Consider the following 18,320-nt stretch of genomic DNA (forward strand, 5'->3'; position numbering starts at 1 on the left):
GACTTACCCTGGTGCTCACCGCTTGAAGCAGTTCTCACGGTGCCATCTCAGGAACTGGGGATGTGGCCGCTCGAAAACCCGGCCTGGCACGATCGCCTTCCCGGTCTTGTTGAGGAGTCCTTGAATGCTGTCAGGATCATTCGCCTGACGCGATATCAGGATATCAAGATCGTCCGAAAGACCAATTAGACCGCGGTCAAACATCCAGTGCGCGGTTCCCGAAAGCGCAATCCCGTTGGAAAGAATGTCAGGTCCATTCGCTTCCACCGGGCGAATATGAGCGGCATCAACCTCCGCTCGGCCGCCGCCATTGATGAGCTTCAACCCCGTGATGGCGCATCGTTTGTCATAGGCGTGAAGAACGAGCCGACGAAACAGCCGATTTCGAACAATCCGCGATGAGAGTTGCGTGACCCGGTCGCGCTCTTGCTCGAACATGAACGGCGCTTGAGCTTCATCCGCAAATCCGTCGATCGCGGGCGTCGCCCTCGGCTCATCCAGCCGAGGCAGTTCAGGCTCATGCTCGTCGATGCCGATCGACACGATGCGGTTAAAGTCTACCGCGGAAATTGGACGCACCGCCGCCTGGGCTCTGCCTGAAATGCGCCCCTCTTCATTCAGCACACCTCGTTCTATGACACCGTCTGGTCCGCTAAACGGAACGGGATTGATAAAGTCGAGATAGCTACCGTGTTCAATCAGCGCCAGATACATGCCGGGCGCCTTCGGATCAGCAATTACCCGTTCAACCTTGGCGACAGCAAAATAGCCGCGGGTCGCTGCGACTTTCCGAGGCTCGTAGTAGATGATCCAGGCACCCACACACGCCTGGACACGACCGAGATACTGGCCCGGGAACTGGTATTGTTCAGCCGGGCTATCGTCGTAAATCGAATCTGACCGGTGGATGAAAACCCCGAATCCCATCTGCAACCTTTAGCACCAGGCTCTTGATGCTTCATTTGAAATCTGGGGACCTAAGCCTGGCCCCAAATGCTCGCCGCTGCGGCAATACCATTTGTTAAATGTCCGCTCCTACCCGCCCGCGCTCGGCACTGGTGCCGAGAGAACGGAATAGAAGCATGACAAAACACGATCTTTCAACTCATCACTTTCAACGAAAAATCTCGGATTTCTGCGAGGTACGCATCGCGCCAATCGCCTCACAGCGAGCTCTGGAAAGCATCCGGCCCTATCTCATAGGTCTTGTCATCCACCGCCGGCCACCACCGATCGTTAGTGGCCGTATGGATTGGACGGTCATTGGCGAGGCATGCGGGATTGAGGGCGATTTGACAGCGGAGTTGAAAAAGCAGCTGCGTCCGGGTTTGGACGCGATTATCCGCTGGCTCGGAGCGGCACCTGTCGCTGAGGACATCCTGTCGGCGAAACCACGTGCGAAATCGAAGAAAACTGTTCCCCGCAAGTCGGAAACTGTGACGCGTTCCAGGCCGCAACAGATCCTCTCCGACAAGACCCCGGCTACCTCTTCGTCAGTGGCGAGGGGACCACAACCGAAACCAATCAGTCCATTCCCTGAGCCATTGTTTGAGGCGACCGACGATCCGGCCAGCTTTAACGATGCGCTCATTTATCACATGCGCCGGTTCGGCGAGAGCTACTGGCAGCTTTACCGCGCCGTCGTTCGCCTGGGCGAGACATTCGATGACAAGACTCTGCTGTCGTGGGTTCAGGGCGAGCGCGTGCCGCGATCTCTGAAGAGCTTCGAGATCCTGTCCCGTATCGAGCGGCGCTACCGACTGGGACAGGGTTATTTCAGAGCAAAGTTGCCCCACCAATCCCGCTCCCTCTACGGCCATGATATGGGCGACATCAGCTCTGCGGAGCGGCGACGACTTGCATGGCATCTTCCGGACGATTTCAGCAGCTTGCCGTTTTCCAAGCGGGAGGGAATCGTCGAGTGGGTGCGCCGGGTCATTATCTCGAGCTCGACTGATTATCGCCGCTACCAGGCGGCGGCCGTCAAACAGCGTTATGCAATACGATTTCCGGGGATCACCTATGGCGGAGGCACCCTGTCTCCACGACCACAAATGAACCCGGACAGCACGAGCCACAATCCCGAGGCCTTTGAAGATCCTGATCTCCTGTCCGGCGTCGTCGAAGCGCCGCCGCGGTTGGCTATCGAGATGGCCGATCTGATCCGCTTTAAGACATCGACGCTGACCGCAATCGGCTTCCAACGAAATGGAGTTTGGGGAGAGGAAACCGCATCCCAGAAGGTCGAGCATCTCGGCCTCATGTTCGGTGCACTCGCTGCCTCCCCCTCCAGCGTCGTCAAAGGGCGCGGTGTGCCGCTCAGCCAACTAACCTTTGGCCTGTTGATCTTCCCGGGCGTCTGGGACTGGTACCTCCAATGGCGGGAGCAGCGCCGCGGCTTCTACACCAAATGGGAAGAAGACATGCTCATGGTGGCGCAAGCTCTCACGCGGGCAGAGGTGGGCTGGATCCGCCAGCATCCGGAGCTACTGAAGAAGGTTCAGCCAATCGAAGGGCTGATCGCGCCGGAGGAAATAGAATTCGCAGCACGCGACTGGCACATCGATGAAAATGTCGATATCGAAGCTTTCACGATGGCTGATGCTGGAGCATAAGGGCGGTCCCGCCGCCGAAAGTCCAGCTATCGAGCAGTATATAAGAAGAGTTTGCCTGATCGATGATCGACACAGACTGGTCGAAGAGCCTTTCCCATTCGCTCATCAGAACAGCCCTCAGGCGGCTAGGGCGAGCGGATATCCGGCTAGCTGCGAGAATTTCTTAGCAATCTCGGATGCGGCCCCGTGGTCAATTTCCATCTCATCGAGAAACTGGTGCTGGAGCTCGGCTTTCACTTCGGAATAGAATGAGAATGCGGAAGCATCGAAATTCTCAACGCTCGCGAAATCGGAAATCTTAGAAGCGAGTTGCTCAGCCGAAAGGTTCGTCCCGTAGGGGGCGTTCACCGTCGACAGAACCTTAAATGCAACGCTAGACATCGTCATCACCATCAGTTTTCAATAAGCTATGTAATGCATATCCTTCAAAAACGCAAGAAACACCGCAGATGCAGGCATTCAACAGCAATTACACAAATGGGAAATAATGTCGCAACGAGCAAGCGCCCGTCGCGAGGTAATCAACGACCCTGAAACGCCGACGACCGATTATAACATCCATGATCGCAATAAAGTCCCGTAGGCCTCAGAATATTGGACAGCCGACAAGTAATCCGGCATGAAGGCTGCGCCCTGATGAAATCGAATGCGCCACGGCTCGACATATCCTGGCGTGCGGCGCGAGCTACCGTCTTGACGATCGTCCTCCCTCCATGTCCCTCGGACAATGTTCAAAGCCGCAAACGCTGTGCAGATCAAAGTATCCCTCGACGAGGTCGCGCCGGATGTCTGGCGCCGTCTGGTACTGCCAGTCCATTGTAACCTGGAGCATCTGCATCTGGGCATTCAGGCCGCGTTCAACTGGTGGAACTATCATCTCTATGAATTCCGCATCGGTGGTCTGCGGTATGGGGATGTCGAGATCCTGACGGAAGATGCGACCGATGACGATCCTCGGGTCCTCGATCAGAGAGAGGTTCGCTTGCTGGACTTAGAGCGAGGTTCTGTCTTCAGCTATCGCTATGACTTCGGGGACGGTTGGCGGCATACCGTTGCGGTCGAGGAGGTCTTGACGCTCACTGCTACACCCAAACACGCGAGCTCATCGCCGGCGAAAGGGCGCGCCCGCCCGAAGATGTCGGTGGTGTGTCCGGACATGAGCGGTTGCTGGAGACTATAGCCGAGCGGAACGCTCGGGAATATGCCGAAACCACTCGATGGTGCGGTGGCTACTTTCATCCGGAGTGGTTCGACCTTTCGATCGCAGACAAGGATGTTCGCAATTGTCTGCGTTCAAACGTCAAACGGCGCCTATATCAACCGAAGCCGGAAGCCGTCCCGAAGAAAAGAAAAGGCAATGGGTCAGGGTGAGCGCCTTGAACGGATACGAACCGCCGACCGTCGGCCAGATCAGTTATATTTGCTGCAATTTTCGCTTCGAATGACCGACCTTTGGCCGCCCGAAGCGGCCAAAACGCGTACGGACAGCCACAGCAAAAAAAGTGGTCATCGTGATGATGAAGATTGAACCTATTCAATCATTTGGCTGACCACACTCAGGCCAAAGCCTCAAAAAGCCATATTCCCGGATAACCACCGGCTTGATATTTTGTCCCCTATGGGTTACATCCCTTCATGTTCACGATTAGGCGCACCCGTGATTTTGCGGACTGGATCAAAACGCTGAAGGACTTTCGTGCCCAAGCTCGAATTGCCGACCGCATTGACCGTCTGGCTGCAGGAAATCCTGGGGATGTAAAGCCAGTCGGCGAAGGCGTGAGCGAACTCCGCATTAAATATGGGCCTGGTTAGCGGGTCTATTTTGTCCGGGACGGGTCGGTCGTTTATGTTCTTCTCTGTGGTGGCGACAAGAGTACGCAAGACAAAGACATTCGATAAGCTAAAAAACTAGCACAGCAATTGAAGGAGTAATCGCATGCCACTTGAGACGCTTGAGTACGACTCCGCCGAATTCCTTGGGAGTGAGGAAGCGATTGCTGAGTATCTTTTAGCTGCCAGCGAAGATGGAGACGCAAACCATATTGCTCGGGCTCTTGGTGTTGTCGCGCGCGCGCGCGGAATGTCAGATCTTTCTCGGAATACCGGACTTACAAGACCTGCTCTCTACCGGGCATTAAGTGGGGATGGCAATCCAGAGTTTGGGACGATCGCAAAGGTAGCTGACGCACTTGGTTACAGGCTAAATCTTGTTTTGAAATCCGACAGGGGATCGACCGCCGCAGTGAAATGAACGGCATATTCGAGCATTGGCTAGACGTTTTTTTGCTCCGTGCCCGAGCGAGGCTGCCCGTCTCTCATGGTTTAAGCTCTTGAACCAGTTCGAACCACCGACCCGTTGTTCTCAGTGGCCAAAACAAGGTCTAGCTCGTTGGCAAGGTGTCTGGCCATTCCTGCGCGTCATGAAGGACGCGAAGAATACGGACCGCTGTTTCGGTGATTGCATAGGCCGCGACGTACGGCGTGCCGTTAATGACCAGTTCGCGGGTCCCGGCAATTCTGCCAACACGACCGCTCGCGGGGAAATCTATCAACCGGCGAACCGCAGCAACGATCCGCTCGTCGACCAGAATGGCTGCTGACGGATTTTCTGATTCTATGTACGTAAAGATGGCGTCGCGATCGGATAACGCGAACGCAGACCAGGTAAGCTTCACGATTTTCGCTCACCCGCGTTGAGACGGGCTGCCGCTCGGCGTTCAGCGAAATGCACCTCGACTTCATCGTCCGAGACGTCCGGTCGAGTATCGTTCAGCGCTTCAAGTACCTTGATGCGAAACCAAGCGTCATGGGCCTCGCTGCCTGTAAGAAGCTCCAGCGGCAGCGCACCCTCATTGGCCGTCCGGGTAAGTAAGATACGAACCGCGTCCGATACGGTTAGTCCCATATTTCCAAGCACTACGGACGCACGATCCCGAACCTCAGCATCAATACGAGTTTGTACCAGTGCATTTGCAGCCATATCGATCTCCACTTTGGCTGGAATGATAATGCAAATGAATGACAAATACCATAGCCTCTCGAGCTGCCTTCACCAGTCCTCGTCTCCATGAATTGCTCTTGCACACTTGAGCAAATGCTCGCAGCTGCCCAACTGGCACGGCGCATGCGATGCATTCCACCGACATGCCGCCAATCGCTCGAGGGAAATCCAGCGGGTCATGCGTGTGCATCGCGACCCGCTCGAGCCGATCATGGTGGTGCTTGAAGCAGACAGCCCACTGTCGGAATATCGTAAGATCACAGACGAGATCCTGGAGCGCATGCCGGACGAAAACCGCTATCCCCGGCCGGCCGCAGAGGCCGTCCGATCGTTCCTGTTGCTCCGCCCTGCATCTGGGACTTCGGCAAAAGAACCTTCGACAGCTTCGCTTGTGCCCACGCGGGCATTTTCCGACATCAGAGCGACGACTGGAAGACATGAAATGCGGTGAGCTACGCTGGAGCGATCGAGAGAACGGATGGGAGGTCCTCATTCCGTGGGTCGCCTTCAAGAACTCAGGCTCATCCTTCTTCGGACAAAAGCCGTTCCGGCTGATCCTGCCGGATCTGCTCGCCCTCTACAAATTCCTCGAGGCGTATATCGACAAGCACCGCGGCGTACTGCTGGGCAGCGCCAAGGATCCTGGCACCCTGTTCGTAAAAACAGTGAAGACGACAAGCATCGATGCGGCGTACAACTCGACGAAATTCTACGAGGCTTGGCGAAGCGTGATCCAACGTTATGGGATTTACAACCCCTATACAGGCCGCGGCGCCATCAAGGGGTTGCTGCCGCACGGACCGCATAATCTTAGCGATATTCTGGCAACGCATATCCTCAAGCAGACCGGGTCATACGAGCAGGCCAGTTATGCCATCCAGGACACACCGGATGTCGTTCAGCAACACTACGGTCGCTTCCTGCCGCAGGACAAAGCGGCGCTTGCGGCGAAAATCCTCAATCAGGTTTGGGAGGCCGCATAGCCACTCGGATGAATGGGTGATCCACATCGCCCATGCAGATGCAAATCAAGCCCCGCATCTGCATGGGCCCTGCCGGTCGTCTCCGCCTTGAAGAGAATCGAACCAACGACCCGTGCCTTGTTCATCCTCCCCTGAAGGGCTCCCGCCGATGAGCTGGGAACTTCGGCTGTTCTGCGGATCTGGACATTCCTATCCCTTTAGTCCGGAGTCGGCCCTAACCGGTCATTGGCCGTCGCAAAAATCCGCCGCGAGACATTGAGTTTTGCGACCGAGTTCTGCGACAGAAATTCCCTTTTGATTTCAGCGGTGGCCGATCTGTCGCGAAAGTCAGGAATTCCGCGACAGTCGAGAGCTGAGAGTGTCGATTTCCGTTTCTGCAAAAACCTCTATGCCATGATCGCGGAGCAGGGCGGCTGTGACGCCGGCACCAACATGCGTTCGGCCTCCGAAGCTACCGTCATAGATAAACCCGCTACCACATGACGGGCTGCCATCGATCAACAGGGCAAACCTGCAATCATGCTCGCGTGCTAGGTCCAAGGCCGCATGAGCCCCGGCGATGTAAAGGTCTGTCACGTCAGCGCCCGTCACCTCAATGACACGCGCACCATCTGAAAGAACCGCTTCACCCGACCGTCCTTTGGCAATCTCGGCCGGGGGGCGCGGTACGCTGAATCCGGCTGTCAACTCCGGGCATATCGAAACAATCCGCCCCTCCCTCTGCCATTGCTCAAGGGCTGGATGCGCAACGTGCTTTGCCGAACCATTGTAGCGGACGGGACGGCCGAGCAGGCAAGCGCTGACAAGGATTTTCTCCATCATGGCACCGCCGCTTTCGCTGAAAGCACGAGCCGATAGACGTTGGTTTCCCGCTGTTCGAACCCCAGCCTCTGATAGAGCCTGTTGGCGGCTTCTCGGGACGGTCGGGAAGTCAGGTCAATTTTTTGAACACCAAGGGACGCTGCCTGCCCGATCGCCGCCCGCACCAGCTTTTCCCCCAATCCTTTGCCCCGGTGCGCATCGCGAACGACCACATCGTCAATGAAGGCCCGTACCCCTGTGGCAACACGGAAAACGACGAGGGTTGTGATGCCGACGATCTCGCCTCCGGCGCGGGCAGCCAAGATCGTGATTGCGGGGTCAGCAACCATTGCCTCAAGATCGGTCTGGGCAAATGGCGGGGCGCTGGACGATAATTGAGCTAACAGCGAAGCAATGGCCTGGGTGTCCTCTGAAGTGGCGACTTTGATCGGTTCGGGATAGGCTTCACGCATTGCAGCGACCTACGGATGCGGGACAGGGATTCCGTGCCTGTCGGATAACGCGGCGAGAATCTTGTCCTTGTCGGAAATGAAAGCCACACCCTTATGAGTGCCGGTTTGATGAGGGGATGTTTCTCCCTCGGCCAGCACCAGCAAAGGCAGCGATTGATTTTCCTCCCCAACCAGCTCGATCACTTCACGCCGAGGGCGGGGCCACGTAACCCTCTCTACATCGATGCGGCTGGCAAGTTCGGGAAAGGAGGCCAGTAGACCTTCCACTAGAACACAGTGCCAACAATAGAATTTCTGCCTGGGATAGGCGGGGTCTTCAAATCCCGGCTTCAAGATGATGAGTTTGTCACGTTTCAAGTTTCCCCCTTCCAGCTTCGGCACGTCAGTGCAAAAAATCTATAGGCAATTTGTCGCGAAAGTCCCGAGTTTTGTTTCGGTTCTGCGCCTGATATTTGCGACGTTGCAGAATTGGCATTTCTGCGACTAACCTTCGGACTTTGTATCACATTATTCCGGGCGGGGGAAAAGTCAGCATGATCATCGTCGTCGAGGGCATCAGCGCAGCCGGTAAAACGACTTGGTGCCGTCAGTACGCGGCGCAATACCTGATCAAGGAAAGCTATCCGGAAAAGCGTCCCGATCGGCATGCTGATCCCAGTGAAGCGGCGCGTCTATGGACGGAGTGGAATGCAAAACGATGGGCCGACGCTATAGCAATGGAGAGAGCCAAAGGTGTTGCCATTTGCGATACAGATCCTCTGAAACTGCATTTTATCTGGGCGCTCTGGCAGGTCGGCGAGGCACCGGAGGCCGATTGGCTTGCCCAGCTAGAGTTTACACGAGCAGCTGTTGGCGATCGCCGGCTTGGTTTTGCCGATCGCTACCTGTTCAAGACGATCGATCCTCTGTTCGCACTACAGCAGCGGGATCGCGATACAGCCAGGCCGCGGTCGAATTTCGGCCTGCATCTTCGGCTGCACAACTCGCTGGTGCGGTGGTACCAGACGATAGCGAAGGTGATGCCGGAGAGGCTGGTCTGGGGACTTCCGGGAATGCTTCCCCCGATCGAGATGACGGCCAATCCCCGTCGCTATGATCTGCCGCTGTTCGACAGGTTCATCGGCCTGTTGCCCGGGCCGAGCGGGCGGGAGCCGTAGGCTTTGCGCGCGGGGCACATTGCCGGCCGGTCTATATGTGATAACGTCCATATCATACATAGATCAGGAGCTTAGTTTGGGTCGCTCGATGGTGCTCCGCCTTGAACAGAATCGAACCAACGATCCCTGCCGTTGAATACCTCGCGTAACAGATTCCGTTGGCGAGCAAAGAGCTTAGGCTGCCGGGGTTGGACGAGCTGGGGTTGGCTGGCTGCTCTCCCTTCTGTCCCATCTGCGAATTGCGGGCACCTGACCCAGCAGTCCGGAGTCAACCCTTAGCGGACGACGGTTTCGCGGCGTGTTTGAATCCGTTACAACCATCGCACTATGACAACGATCAACACAGCGACCGCTTCTGCCCGTCCCATTATTCTATTCGACGCCGAATGCGTTTTGTGCTCGGCCAATGCTCGTTTCGTTCTGGAACGGGATCATGCCGCGGTCTTCCGACTTGCATCGATGCAGGGCGAGGTCGGGCAGGCTCTCTATCGCAAGCACGGGATGGACCCGAGCGACCCGGCAAGCATGCTTGTGGTGGAGGGCGATCGGATGCGACGCGACAGCGATGCCGTCCTCAGCATCTATGAGCGGCTAGGATTTCCTTGGTCGCTCGTCCGGATATTCCGCATCGTGCCCTCCTCGCTGCGTGATCAGGTCTACCGCTTTGTGGCGAGAAACCGCTATCGCATCTTCGGTCGACGCGACAGTTGCTGGATAGCTCCAGAACACTACAGAGATCGCATCCTTTGATGGAAGTGACTTATCAAACCGGTACCGACGGAAGACACAAGCGCCCCCGGATGAGGGTCATAATCTTGGGTGGATACGGTGTTTTCGGTGGGCGGCTCATCGAGCTCCTGAGTGACCTCCAAGAACTCGAGCTTGTTGTTTGCGGGCGCAGTCTTGAGCGCGCACGGGAGTTCTGCGCCTTGTATCGAGGTGCGGCGCGGCTTGAGCCATTGGCCCTCGACCGCTTGAATATTTCGGAGGGGCTCCGGACCAAAGCGGCAGACCTGGTCGTGGACGCTTCGGGACCGTTTCAAGACTACGGTTCCGAACCATATCACGTGATTGAAGCGTGCATCGCGGCAGGCGTCGATTATCTCGACTTCGCCGACGGTGCTGATTTCGTTTTCGGCGTATCCCGATTTGACGAACGCGCCAGAGCTGCGGGCGTCTTCGTATTGTCCGGGGTGAGCAGTTTCCCTTTTCTGACTGCCGCTGTCCTTCGCCGAATGGCATCAACGATGGAGATCCAAGAGGTGGAAGGTGGCATCGCCCCCTCTCCCTATGCCGGGATCGGGCTCAACGTCATGCGCGCGGTGGTGGGATATGCGGGCGCGCCGGTGGCTCTAATGCGCGACGGCAAAATGTTCAGCGCTAAAGCTCTCACGGAAAGCCGCCGCTTCACGGTCGCCGTGCCGGGTCATCTTCCCCTGCGAAACCTCCGTTTTTCGCTCGTTGACGTACCTGACCTCCAGGTCCTTCCGCCCGAGCATCCGTCTATGACCGACATCTGGATGGGAGCTGGACCGGCACCCGAAACCTTGCATCGTGTAATCAACCTCTTGGCCAAGGCCCGCGCCCGGTTCGGTTTACCGGCCTTTACCCCCTTTTCTCCCCTGTTTTATGCGGTGCTCAACCGGATGCGGTTCGGCGAACACCGTGGCGGCATGTTCGTGTCCGCTCGGGGACACTCTGACGGCCGCGACGTTGTGCGGAGTTGGCATCTCCTCGCTGAGGGAGATGATGGACCGCTCATTCCTTCGATGGCAATTGAAGCGTTGATCCGGAAGATGATCCATGGCGAGCCCCCTGCGGTCGGTGCCCGGCCAGCGGTTCATGCATTGAAGCTGGAAGATTACGAGGCGCTGTTCGAACGTCGTACGATATCCTCCGGGTTCCGAGACGACAGTGGTGGGGGCACGACCTACCGCGTGCTTCTAGGATCGGCTTTCGACGCGCTGCCCTACGCCGTACGGGAACTCCATGATGGGGCCGGAACGCGTCGCTGGACAGGTTCGGCAACCGTCCAACGTGGGGCGGGGCTCATGGTTGGTATCCTATGCGCTGCCTTCGGGTTTCCAAACAATGGTCGCGAGGTTCCGGCGGCGGTTACGTTTACCAACGAGGCGGACGGCGAAGTTTGGACCCGTACCATAGGTGGCAGGAGGTTCACGTCGTTCCAATCCGTCGGGAAAGGCCGTAGTCAGCACCTCTTGGTTGAGCGGTTCGGCGTCGTTCGAGTTTCGATCGCTCTCGTCCGGGATGGTTCCCGTCTCTTCTTCGTTCCCCGGCGGTGGTCGATTCTGAAGATTCCCATGCCCAAGTGCCTTTTGCCAACAGGAGAGAGTTTCGAGACCGATATTGGCGGCAAGTTTGCTTTCGACGTTACGATACGCGTGCCGCTCCTTGGGCTGATAGTTGCCTACAGCGGCATCTTAAAGTCCGAAGAGATCGCTGTTTAGCAAATTCAGGCTAGCCCAGCTCTCCCTCGATCAGAGGGTTCGTCAAAGTCGTTGGCAGAAGCTAACGGCGCATCAGCATCCCGGCAGCAGTCTATCGCCAGCTCCGATCTCATGGGAGCCAGACCTGAATATGGGGATATCCAGCCTTGCAAAGGTCAACAAGACGAGGAAGCGCCGGCAGGATTTGCAGGTGATTGCCGCGAGTTAACGGCTCCTCAGCCAGTTGCTCCAGTTCATGAATGATACCGACAGAGCGGCTAACCACGACACTCATGGTGATTGCGAAGTTCGATAGAGGATGATCCGCCCGGTTGGCAGGATCTGGGTTAGAAAATCGTAATCACGCACGTTGCCGGTCAGCACGCTCGCTCCTAGTTGACGCGCCTGCAGGAACACAAGCGCATCATTGACGAATCGACGCTCGTGCCCTTCCCCCTTTGGTAGATTGCTCAGTCGAAAAAGAAGGCCCGCCAACACGCCGGCCTGCCCCCAGACAGCAGCGTCGGGTGCATGGAGACGGTGCTGTGGTACGTCCTCCACCGTCGCCTCGAGCGTTTCGAGGACGGCCTTCGTCGATCCATGCTTTGGATCGAGTCGACCGAAGGCATGTGTCAGTTCAGACAAGCAGACCGAGGAATGGTGGCACAGACGATAGGAAAGCAGCCTATCGACCTCATCCGGCGATCTTCCTTGCAGCACGTCAAGGTAGACGGTGGTATCCAGAAACAGCGCCCCGCCGATTGCGGGTTCGTCAGCAACCCACGGAAGATCCTCATCGGCGCGGCGCTTGAGTGTTCCCGAATGCCTTTGGGGCTTTAGTGATCGGAGCGTGGCCCCAAGATCAAATCGCAAGATCTATATCCGCCGGAATGCTGCCCTTTCGGTCAACCAGACGGGCGCCGAAGTCATCCTCGATGGCCAGACGTGACAACGCCAGTTCCAACAGCTCCGTGTCGGATGTGACATGAGCGCGCTTCTTAGCCGCCTCAATCAAATCAGAGGGCACTCGCCCTGAAAGACGCGTATTCTTGGCTGCGCCGAGGAGCCCGGCAGCTTTCGCCTGGTCAAGAACGAGTTTATTGCGCGCCGACGCGACCTTTGCTTCGCTTTCTGCGGCAGCCCTTATTTGTGTAGCCATCAGAACCTCCTGTGTTCAACATTATATATATAGCGTTGAACATTCGGGCAAGACCTGATAGCCGCTAGCCCCCGTGATGCCGAGCCGTCGATCCATTTCTATCATTATAGGGGAGCTGCCCGCCTTGTGCCGGACGAGGTGAGTGAGTGACGGAACAACTTTGTCCAATGGACCAATCGGAATTGAACCGACGTCCCAGCAGGTGCCCTATCGGAAGGACATCTAATTGTTGCGAGCCACCGACAATTCAGCCCGGACACTCAGATCATCATCCAGAAAGTCCGGCTCCGCCTCCGCCCCGACCGCATCGAAATATCGGCTCATGAAATTGCGGAAAGAGGCGGCGAGAGCGATATCGGCGATATTCACGTCGGTGAACCCTACAGTACGGAGATGATCAATATCGGCCTTGCTTATGCGAGAGGCATCGATCGTGATTTGCTCGGCGTAAGCCAGCATGGCTATTTGCTGCTCCGTAAGACCGGCGTTGCGGTAGTCGCGATGCACCGCCAGCGTCTGTTCCCTTCCGATCATGCCGGAGAGCGCCTTAAAGTACACGTAGGAGCAATAGCTGGACGGCACGTGCTTGGCCGCCACCAGCGTGATGAGCCGGAAGTTGATCAGGCCCAGGGAGAACCCATCTCTGATCTGGTGTAACAGGCGCTCGACGGGGCCAAGGATGTCCGGCCTTGCTGACCAGCATTGGGTGGCCTGCATCACGCGCCCCATCGATGCTAGCTCGTTAGCATAGATCGACGCCACTTCGCCCTCGGCTTCGGCCGGCTCTATGGTTCGTAGAAACACCTTCACCTCCTGGGTTGCTGTGAACGGGCATCATTGTGCCTTGCAAGCGTCATGATGAGAAGAGATGGCAACAGCGGCTGTGACGGTTTGTCTGCCGATACGATACTTTCCTTTGTCTACTATAGGGAAGCGATGCCAGCGAACGAGACGCCACTTCTCTTGCGTTAAACCAAATTTGCCGCAAGCGGCGTCCAACTGGCGCACTGGTGGAGATGCTGGGCGAGGATCGCCGGCGTGCAAATTCGCTGCTTGGCTAACAATGAGGTTCTCCCCTGCCGCTCTTCATGGCGTAGTCAAATTTGCTCCTTGATGTGCCTCTGGACGTTCCTTTCGGATAGGCCAGTTCGATCCGCCGGCATCCATGCGCGAATCAGGAGGTGATGGATACAGGCGGCGGTTGTGATCTGCTGCTGGACAATCAGCGTGATATTGAGATGGCCGCGTTGGTAGCAGGTGGAAGCGGCCGTCGAGAACCGGGCCGATCACCATAGAATCACCTGTGAGTCGCATTCTGACGCCCGCAGCACCCGCAAAGGAACACTGAAGGCCCCTCTTGTGCTTGTGGGTTCGGTCAGGGAGCCTCAATGTTGCGGCAGCTTCTCACGTCCTCAAGTATCTAACAAATTGGACGATTCCGTCGCCGCAGATGGTCCTTCTGCAGATCTGCGGGTCTATATGTTGTTGAGTTAGAGAAGCCACCTTTGACGAATGGTCGGAATCAGGTAACCCTTCCTTCGACGGATTATCATCACCGATCACACAAAAACCGTCGAGGCGAGATGAGAGCGAAGCAACAGCACGTCCAACCTGTGGAGTCGTCGGCGGTAAAGATCCGCCGGCAATCCCAGATGTTGTCTGCTCAACTCCAGTCGATCCGCGAGCGGTTGTATGAACCAGCGGCAGCCAAGACGCTGAAAACCTTCACCTCCCGTGAAGTTGCAGCCTTGCTGGGAATTGCAGAATCGACGCTGAGGCAGATGTCGCTGGACGGTGAGAGCGCCATACCGGACCGGCGTGACAACGGTCGGCGCATCTACACGCTCTCGCAGGTGAATCAGATTCGCCAGCACCTTGCGCGCAAGCGACCGGCCGAAGCGCTGCAGTTTTTTCCCCGACGGCAAGCCGGGGAGAAACTACAGGTCCTGGCCGTTGCGAATTTCAAGGGCGGCTCCGCCAAGACCACCACAACGCTTCATCTGGCCCACTACCTTGCGGTTCAGGGACTGCGTGTTCTTGCCATCGACCTTGATCCACAGGCCTCGCTGTCGGCCATGTTCGGGTATCAGCCTGAGTTTGATGTCGACGAAAACGAGACCGTCTATGCGGCTATTCGATACGACGACCGCCGGCGCCCGGTTCGGGAGGTCATCCGGAAGACCTATTTCGACGGGATCGACCTCATCCCGGCGAATCTGGAGCTCATGGAATATGAGCACGAAACGCCGCAGGCAATCGCAGACGGATACGGCCGGGGCGACGAGATTTTCTTCCGCAGGCTGTCTGCGGTCATCCATGAAGTCGAGGCAGACTACGACGTCGTTCTCATCGATGCGCCACCCCAACTGGGCTATCTGACCCTCGGCGCTCTTTATGCTGCGACAGGGCTGCTGATCACCATTCACCCGGCGATGATTGATGTCGCGAGCATGAACCAGTTCCTGGCCATGATGAGCGATCTCATGGCGGTTATTGACGAACGCGGCGGCACGCTCAGCCACGACTTCATTCGCTATGTCATCACGCGCCATAACCCCAACGACGGGCCGCAGGTAAACGTGGTGACCCTGTTGCGTTCTTTGTTCAGGGAAGATGTCCTGGCACCGGCTGTCGTTGAAACCACGGCCATCGCGAGTGCCGGGCTGGAGAAGAAAAGCCTTTACGAGTTGTCGAGGGGGAGCGTGCGGCGCGATACGCTGAGCCGGGCGCTCGAATCCGTTGACTCGGTCAACCGTGAGATTTTCCTTCACATCAAAGACGTGTGGGGCAGGTGATGACAAACCCGAAGGAACGCAGCCTGCGCATGAAAAGCCTGTTTGCCAGCGCCGACCCGGAGGTGCTTTCCAAGCACAATGTCCCCTCTCCTGACGAACAGGAAAAGCGTCGGATCGGCTCTGCAGCAGTCAAATCGATGGACCGGGCCTTCGTATCGATCGAGGAGGAAAACAAGCGTCTCCATGATCAGTTGCTCGCCGCTGAATCGATCATCGAGCTCGATCCGGACCGGATCGTGCCGTCATTCGTCAACGACCGACTGGACATCGAAGGCAACGAGACGTTCCGGGCCTTCGTCGACGGGATCAAGGATGCCGGCCAGAAGCTTCCCATCCTTGTGCGGCCGATAGCGGGCAAGCCTGGCCATTACCAGGCCGCCTATGGCCATCGGCGGCTTCGCGCCTGCCAGGTGCTGAAGAGGCCCGTCAAGGCGATCGTTCGCGAGATGACCGACGAGGAGTTGGTCGTTTCACAGGGGATCGAGAATTCCGAGCGTCTCAATCTCTCCTTCATCGAGCAGGCGTTTTTCGCCTTGAAGCTGAAGGAGCGAAGATACTCCCGGGAGCTCATCTCCGACGCCCTGGGACGCAAGGAGGGGCAGCGGCTCGCCTATATCTCGATCCTGACCAATACGGCGGCCCTCATCCCCGAGGACCTCATTCGCCTGATCGGGCCTGCGCCGTCTGTCGGTCGTCCGAAATGGGAAAAGCTCGGCTCGCTCATCAACAACCGGAGCCTGAGCACCAGCCAGAAGCAGGCCATCGCTGACGTGAAGGCCTCTTCCGCGTGGTTGGAGGGAGGAAGCGACCAGCGGTTTGCACTCGTCATGCAGAGCTTGGATCAATCCTCCAAGGACACGCAAGACAGTTTCGAGGTGGTGGTTGGCGATGGGATCATCGTGCTGGCCAAACGGACCGAGACCACCACGCGCTTCTCTATCCCCGACAATCGCCTTCCGGGGCTTTCGGACTGGCTGCTGCAACGGCTGCCCGAACTTGTCGAGGAGTTTGACCAAAGCAGAAAAGGAAGTCTGGGATGACCTAGTCGCCGAGAACGGAAAAGGACCCACCGACTGCAATCGGCAGGCCCTTTGAACCATTAGCCAACGGAACACAGGCACCGTCAACTTCAGCTGTAACAAACTGATTCTAAGACGGACCGGCGTGTGAATCAAGTCTCTGTAACTCACGGGGACCGATTTTTTGCGCCTTGCGATCCGCTGGCTTCCTCCCATCAACGGTTTCGGACTGCGATCTTCGGATCTGCAGCGGGGAAAGCTATGACTGAAGTATCGTCCGTTGCGTCGTTTCGGCGCGTCACCCCTGCCATTGCTGCCAGCGCCCGGCTTGCCATGGCAAATGATGTTCCTGACACTACCAAGTCGGAGATGGCGCTGCTTTTGAAGAAAGCCGCGCCAGTGTTGGGCATTGATGGCACGACCTATCATGTCATGGATATTCTCCTCGGGCTATCCCGAGCGGAGGACTGGAAAGGCGCCGGACGTCCGGTTGTCGCGATCTCGAACGCGAAGCTTGCCGAGTACACGATGCGCTCGGAGCGCACGGTGATCAGATGCTTGCGGCGCCTGGTCGAAGCCGGGATCGCGGCCTATCGCGACAGCTCCACGGGGCGCCGGTTCATCTATCGCAATGGGGCGGGCGATGTCGTCGCCGGGTACGGCATTGATTTCACGCCCGCTCGCGTGCGGGTCGAGGAGCTGAAACAGGCGGTCGAGCAATACCAGCGACGGCTGACCGCAGAACTGGCAGCCAAGCGGGACATCGCCCGCCTGGCGCGCGCGATCGACGATGTCTGCAGCGCTTACCCAGACGAGGCGAAGACGGCCAGATCGGAGCTGGAGGAGATTTTGGGCAGCGGGGAGGCGCTGTTTGTTCGCGCCGACCGCGTCCGGGAGCTGCATCAGCGGACGGTCTCCAACCTTGCGCCTGAGCATGTACCGTTTGAAATGTCAGGCGAGGGTGACATCGACGTCACCTCTAATATTAATACAACCCCCAAACCTAATTCTGAAGGTAGGAAGACTGAACGGACCCGCTCTGACGAGCGGGCACAAAAATCCACTGACGGCCGCTGCGCGGCCGAAATGGCTTTTGAAGAAAAGCCTGGCGAAGCCGAAGGCGCAAGGCAAGTCCAAGCCGGTCCTCAAGGTCGCGATGCGAACGCCATCCAGAACGAAGTGCTGGCATCGGTCTCGGTAGGCCTCATCCAGGCTGCCTGCCCCGAAGCACAGTCACTGATCGCGCAGCAATTTGATAGCTGGTCGGCTCTTGGCCGCGCCGGCGAAACCCTGCGCAGGATGATCGGCCTTTCGGAAGCGGGCTGGGCGGATGGGCAGCAGAAGGTCGGCCTTTATGCGGCCACGGCAATTCTGGCCACGGTAGTGGAAAAATCGATCCGCGATCCGGAGCAGATCACCCGGCCGGGGGGCTATTTCCGGGCCATGATCGACCGGGCCATCGACGGCAAGCTGAACCTGGAGCGCAGTTTGTTCGGGCTGGCGGACACGCGATATGGCGCGGATGAGAAGTAACAGCTGTTACATTTTTTGCGCCGGCGCTGGCTGCCGTCCCTTCCCTGCCCTCAAGGAGGAGAGCAGGTCGTCAGGACCTCGGGCAGTCCCGCCATCCGGACATCTGGATGGGCTGCTCGGCTAGAAGAGCACCGAAGGGAACGGCAAGATCATCGACCTTGATTGCCGAGCCTGGCGCCGCGGGTATGGATCGATTCGGGTCACAAAAGAGCGGTGTATGCGGGAGACTATGGCTTTCAGAGCCCGCCGAGGCTGGCCACGTCCTTTTCGGGAACGGCTTTTCACGAGGCGACAGGACGGCTATGTTCCACTTTTGTTCGGAAGCGCCAGATGCGCG

18 protein-coding genes and 4 pseudogenes are annotated in these 18,320 nt (G+C 57.6%); 12 read left to right on the plus strand and 10 right to left on the minus strand.

Features of this window, described 5'->3' with window-relative positions; translation table 11 throughout:
* Positions 1-15: 15 nt before the first annotated feature.
* Positions 16-927 carry an HNH endonuclease gene (locus tag EO99_RS0120850; RefSeq protein WP_029620521.1) on the minus strand — a complete coding sequence of 304 codons (912 nt, stop codon included), beginning with the start codon at positions 925-927 and terminating at the stop codon, positions 16-18.
* A gap of 155 nt (positions 928-1,082) precedes the next feature.
* Between EO99_RS0120850 and EO99_RS0120855 the strand changes: the two are divergent.
* Positions 1,083-2,561 (plus strand): annotated as a pseudogene (locus EO99_RS0120855) (hypothetical protein); the annotation flags it as partial.
* A gap of 171 nt (positions 2,562-2,732) precedes the next feature.
* On the opposite strand, the gene EO99_RS0120860 reads toward EO99_RS0120855, so the two are convergent.
* On the minus strand, positions 2,733-2,996 hold the full coding sequence (locus tag EO99_RS0120860; protein ID WP_029620523.1) for a hypothetical protein: 264 nt from the start codon (positions 2,994-2,996) through the stop codon (positions 2,733-2,735).
* 346 nt (positions 2,997-3,342) lie between these two features.
* Between EO99_RS0120860 and EO99_RS25985 the strand changes: the two are divergent.
* From EO99_RS25985 to EO99_RS26915, 4 genes and pseudogenes are all read left to right on the plus strand, one after another.
* A pseudogene (locus EO99_RS25985) lies at positions 3,343-3,986 on the plus strand (plasmid pRiA4b ORF-3 family protein).
* Positions 3,889-4,143 carry a hypothetical protein gene (locus tag EO99_RS27870; protein ID WP_162179331.1) on the plus strand — a complete coding sequence of 85 codons (255 nt, stop codon included), beginning with the start codon at positions 3,889-3,891 and terminating at the stop codon, positions 4,141-4,143. The pseudogene EO99_RS25985 and the gene EO99_RS27870 overlap by 98 nt, the downstream one beginning before the upstream one ends.
* Before the next feature lie 107 nt (positions 4,144-4,250).
* A pseudogene (locus EO99_RS26910) lies at positions 4,251-4,514 on the plus strand (type II toxin-antitoxin system RelE/ParE family toxin).
* A gap of 37 nt (positions 4,515-4,551) precedes the next feature.
* Positions 4,552-4,866: an addiction module antidote protein gene (locus EO99_RS26915; protein WP_077067133.1), complete on the plus strand. Its 315-nt coding sequence runs from the start codon at positions 4,552-4,554 to the stop codon at positions 4,864-4,866.
* A 130-nt stretch (positions 4,867-4,996) separates the two neighbouring features.
* On the opposite strand, the gene EO99_RS26920 is transcribed toward EO99_RS26915, so the two are convergent.
* Both EO99_RS26920 and EO99_RS26925 read right to left on the minus strand, forming a co-directional pair.
* Positions 4,997-5,290, minus strand: coding sequence for a type II toxin-antitoxin system RelE/ParE family toxin (locus EO99_RS26920; RefSeq protein ID WP_029620524.1), 294 nt, complete (start codon positions 5,288-5,290; stop codon positions 4,997-4,999).
* Positions 5,287-5,595 carry a type II toxin-antitoxin system RelB/DinJ family antitoxin gene (locus EO99_RS26925; RefSeq protein ID WP_077067134.1) on the minus strand — a complete coding sequence of 103 codons (309 nt, stop codon included), beginning with the start codon at positions 5,593-5,595 and terminating at the stop codon, positions 5,287-5,289. The genes EO99_RS26920 and EO99_RS26925 overlap by 4 nt, the downstream gene beginning before the upstream one ends.
* A 130-nt stretch (positions 5,596-5,725) precedes the next feature.
* Here EO99_RS26925 and EO99_RS25995 point away from each other — a divergent pair.
* Positions 5,726-6,599 (plus strand): annotated as a pseudogene (locus EO99_RS25995) (hypothetical protein); the annotation flags it as partial.
* A gap of 327 nt (positions 6,600-6,926) precedes the next feature.
* Here the strand turns inward: EO99_RS25995 and EO99_RS0120890 are convergent.
* The 3 genes from EO99_RS0120890 to EO99_RS26930 are packed head-to-tail and all read right to left on the minus strand — an operon-like array spanning position 6,927 to position 8,230.
* On the minus strand, positions 6,927-7,421 hold the full coding sequence (locus tag EO99_RS0120890) for a DUF523 domain-containing protein (protein ID WP_029620525.1): 495 nt from the start codon (positions 7,419-7,421) through the stop codon (positions 6,927-6,929).
* The gene (locus tag EO99_RS0120895) at positions 7,418-7,873 is read right to left on the minus strand and encodes a GNAT family N-acetyltransferase (protein WP_029620526.1); all 456 of its coding nucleotides are present in this window, start codon (positions 7,871-7,873) and stop codon (positions 7,418-7,420) included. The genes EO99_RS0120890 and EO99_RS0120895 overlap by 4 nt, the downstream gene beginning before the upstream one ends.
* A 9-nt stretch (positions 7,874-7,882) precedes the next feature.
* Positions 7,883-8,230, minus strand: a complete 348-nt coding sequence (locus EO99_RS26930; RefSeq protein WP_077067135.1) for a DUF3088 domain-containing protein — start codon at positions 8,228-8,230, stop codon at positions 7,883-7,885.
* A 176-nt stretch (positions 8,231-8,406) separates the two neighbouring features.
* On the opposite strand from EO99_RS26930, the gene EO99_RS0120905 reads away from it, so the two are divergent.
* The 3 genes from EO99_RS0120905 to EO99_RS0120915 all read left to right on the plus strand — a co-directional run bounded on the left by EO99_RS0120905 (position 8,407) and on the right by EO99_RS0120915 (position 11,498).
* Positions 8,407-9,030 carry a hypothetical protein gene (locus EO99_RS0120905; RefSeq protein ID WP_029620527.1) on the plus strand — a complete coding sequence of 208 codons (624 nt, stop codon included), beginning with the start codon at positions 8,407-8,409 and terminating at the stop codon, positions 9,028-9,030.
* A 327-nt stretch (positions 9,031-9,357) separates the two neighbouring features.
* Positions 9,358-9,780, plus strand: a complete 423-nt coding sequence (locus EO99_RS0120910; RefSeq protein WP_051680004.1) for a thiol-disulfide oxidoreductase DCC family protein — start codon at positions 9,358-9,360, stop codon at positions 9,778-9,780.
* Between the two features lie 65 nt (positions 9,781-9,845).
* Positions 9,846-11,498, plus strand: coding sequence for a DUF4166 domain-containing protein (locus tag EO99_RS0120915; protein ID WP_235776897.1), 1,653 nt, complete (start codon positions 9,846-9,848; stop codon positions 11,496-11,498).
* A gap of 270 nt (positions 11,499-11,768) precedes the next feature.
* On the opposite strand, the gene EO99_RS26935 is transcribed toward EO99_RS0120915, so the two are convergent.
* From EO99_RS26935 to EO99_RS0120930, 3 genes are all read right to left on the minus strand, one after another.
* Positions 11,769-12,350: a type II toxin-antitoxin system VapC family toxin gene (locus EO99_RS26935; protein WP_077067136.1), complete on the minus strand. Its 582-nt coding sequence runs from the start codon at positions 12,348-12,350 to the stop codon at positions 11,769-11,771.
* Complete coding sequence (locus EO99_RS0120925) at positions 12,340-12,636, minus strand: hypothetical protein (protein ID WP_029620531.1); 297 nt, start codon at positions 12,634-12,636, stop codon at positions 12,340-12,342. The genes EO99_RS26935 and EO99_RS0120925 overlap by 11 nt, the downstream gene beginning before the upstream one ends.
* A gap of 222 nt (positions 12,637-12,858) precedes the next feature.
* Positions 12,859-13,440 carry a carboxymuconolactone decarboxylase family protein gene (locus EO99_RS0120930; protein WP_029620532.1) on the minus strand — a complete coding sequence of 194 codons (582 nt, stop codon included), beginning with the start codon at positions 13,438-13,440 and terminating at the stop codon, positions 12,859-12,861.
* Between the two features lie 779 nt (positions 13,441-14,219).
* On the opposite strand from EO99_RS0120930, the gene repA reads away from it, so the two are divergent.
* The 3 genes from repA (at position 14,220) to repC (ending at position 17,983) form a co-directional block, all read left to right on the plus strand.
* Positions 14,220-15,431: a plasmid partitioning protein RepA gene (gene repA / locus EO99_RS0120935; RefSeq protein WP_029620533.1), complete on the plus strand. Its 1,212-nt coding sequence runs from the start codon at positions 14,220-14,222 to the stop codon at positions 15,429-15,431.
* Positions 15,431-16,471: a plasmid partitioning protein RepB gene (gene repB, locus EO99_RS0120940; protein WP_081852156.1), complete on the plus strand. Its 1,041-nt coding sequence runs from the start codon at positions 15,431-15,433 to the stop codon at positions 16,469-16,471. The genes repA and repB overlap by 1 nt, the downstream gene beginning before the upstream one ends.
* A gap of 240 nt (positions 16,472-16,711) precedes the next feature.
* Complete coding sequence (gene repC, locus EO99_RS0120945; protein ID WP_029620535.1) at positions 16,712-17,983, plus strand: plasmid replication protein RepC; 1,272 nt, start codon at positions 16,712-16,714, stop codon at positions 17,981-17,983.
* Positions 17,984-18,320: the final 337 nt, after the last annotated feature.

It is taken from the genome of Pseudorhizobium marinum (genome assembly GCF_000705355.1).
Classification (GTDB): Bacteria; Pseudomonadota; Alphaproteobacteria; order Rhizobiales; family Rhizobiaceae; genus Neorhizobium; species Neorhizobium pelagicum.

Bases quoted from the DNA above. Each gene is read 5' to 3' on its own strand.
- EO99_RS0120850 (WP_029620521.1), bottom strand. From the start codon at position 927: ATGGGATTCGGGGTTTTCATCCACCGGTCAGATTCGATTTACGACGAT.
- EO99_RS0120860 (WP_029620523.1), bottom strand. From the start codon at position 2,996: ATGTCTAGCGTTGCATTTAAGGTTCTGTCGACGGTGAACGCCCCCTAC.
- EO99_RS27870 (WP_162179331.1), top strand. From the start codon at position 3,889: ATGTTCGCAATTGTCTGCGTTCAAACGTCAAACGGCGCCTATATCAAC.
- EO99_RS26915 (WP_077067133.1), top strand. From the start codon at position 4,552: ATGCCACTTGAGACGCTTGAGTACGACTCCGCCGAATTCCTTGGGAGT.
- EO99_RS26925 (WP_077067134.1), bottom strand. From the start codon at position 5,595: ATGGCTGCAAATGCACTGGTACAAACTCGTATTGATGCTGAGGTTCGG.
- EO99_RS0120890 (WP_029620525.1), bottom strand. From the start codon at position 7,421: ATGATGGAGAAAATCCTTGTCAGCGCTTGCCTGCTCGGCCGTCCCGTC.
- EO99_RS0120895 (WP_029620526.1), bottom strand. From the start codon at position 7,873: ATGCGTGAAGCCTATCCCGAACCGATCAAAGTCGCCACTTCAGAGGAC.
- EO99_RS0120905 (WP_029620527.1), top strand. From the start codon at position 8,407: ATGATCATCGTCGTCGAGGGCATCAGCGCAGCCGGTAAAACGACTTGG.
- EO99_RS0120910 (WP_051680004.1), top strand. From the start codon at position 9,358: ATGACAACGATCAACACAGCGACCGCTTCTGCCCGTCCCATTATTCTA.
- EO99_RS0120925 (WP_029620531.1), bottom strand. From the start codon at position 12,636: ATGGCTACACAAATAAGGGCTGCCGCAGAAAGCGAAGCAAAGGTCGCG.
- repA (WP_029620533.1), top strand. From the start codon at position 14,220: ATGAGAGCGAAGCAACAGCACGTCCAACCTGTGGAGTCGTCGGCGGTA.
- repB (WP_081852156.1), top strand. From the start codon at position 15,431: ATGACAAACCCGAAGGAACGCAGCCTGCGCATGAAAAGCCTGTTTGCC.
- repC (WP_029620535.1), top strand. From the start codon at position 16,712: ATGACTGAAGTATCGTCCGTTGCGTCGTTTCGGCGCGTCACCCCTGCC.